Origin of the sequence: Paenibacillus lacisoli, assembly GCF_030580655.1 — a bacterium.
Taxonomy (GTDB): Bacteria; Bacillota; Bacilli; order Paenibacillales; family Paenibacillaceae; genus Paenibacillus; species Paenibacillus lacisoli.
The window spans coordinates 1-1,104 of record NZ_JAUQTB010000042.1 but is presented as its reverse complement, the minus strand read 5'-3'; the positions used below and the strand labels follow the sequence as shown (position 1 = coordinate 1,104).

At 51.5% G+C, this 1,104-nt stretch carries 2 protein-coding genes; both read right to left on the bottom strand.

Annotated elements, in window-relative coordinates:
- Nucleotides 1–692: IS3 family transposase (locus tag Q5741_RS21510; RefSeq protein WP_305026146.1), on the bottom strand; the 692-nt coding region annotated here is incomplete at its 3' end.
- A gap of 14 nt (nucleotides 693–706) precedes the next feature.
- Nucleotides 707–1,051: a transposase gene (locus tag Q5741_RS21505; RefSeq protein WP_305026144.1), complete on the bottom strand. Its 345-nt coding sequence runs from the start codon at nucleotides 1,049–1,051 to the stop codon at nucleotides 707–709.
- Nucleotides 1,052–1,104: the final 53 nt, after the last annotated feature.

The window sequence follows — 1,104 nt, the reverse complement described above, 5'->3', positions numbered from 1 at the left end:
GTGTGGAGGTGGAGGCATTCCGACTTGAGATGCCCGAAGAAACTTTCGATGCAGGCGTTATCCCAGCAGTTTCCCTTGCGCGACATGCTAACCTTCATCTTCTTGCGTTCTAAGAGCGCATGGTAATGCTTGTGGGTGTATTGAAAACCCTGGTCGCTGTGAAGCAGGACCTTTGCTGGTTTACGCCTGCGTACAGCCGCCTTGACGGTGTCCAGAACAAGCTTTAAGTTGTTATGTCTGCCGATGCGGTACGCAACAACCTCGTTGTTAAAAAGGTCGAATATGACTGAAAGGTACAGAAAACGAGCGCCTAACGGAAGGTAGGTGATGTCTGTGACCCACTTCTGGTTAGGCGCCGTCGCATGGAACTCCCGGTTCAGCACATTGGTCGAGACAACAGCCGTCTCTCGACGACCGAAGTATGGCTTTTTGCGCCTGATCCGCGAACGGATCCCTAACTCCTTCATAAGCCGATACACGCGTTTGTGGTTGACGTTCAGGCTGTACGTCTTCCTCAGCCACACACGAACGCGCAGGTAACCGTAGATGCCCCTAAACCGCGTATGGCACTCCAAAATTTTCTCCTTCAAGCCCTGATCGTCGATCTGCTTGCGGGTTAGCTTCTGTTTACCGGCGGCCCATTTGTAATAACTGCTTCGTGCGATGCCTGTCAGCTGGCAGAGTAGACTCACCGGATAGTCGCCGGCTAACGCTTCGATGGCCCGGTAGGTTTGGAGCCGCTTGTCCCTTGCCCCCTTTGCAGCTCCCTTATCTTTTTTAGGAGAGCATTCTCCGCTCGAAGTCGAATGACTTCTTCCTCCAGCGTCATTTCCTTCTTGGGTCTACCCTTCATGGGACCAGACAGGGTGCCTCGTTTTTCCTTCAATCCCTCGATCCCTTCCCGCTCGTAATGGGCTACCCATCTCCTTACCATCTTGTCGTTGATTCCAAGGGCTTTGGCCACCGTCTTATAACCCAAACCCTCATCGAGGAACATCTTTACTGCTCGGTGCTTAAAATCCATGTCATATGTCTTCCGTATTTCGCCCATGAAAAATCCCCTCCAAGTAAACATTAGTGCGCTTTTTACACACTGTCTACTTA

What these genes read in the sequence shown, in the direction of transcription:
- Q5741_RS21505 (WP_305026144.1), bottom strand. Translation starts at nt 1,051, where the DNA reads ATGGGCGAAATACGGAAGACATATGACATGGATTTTAAGCACCGAGCA.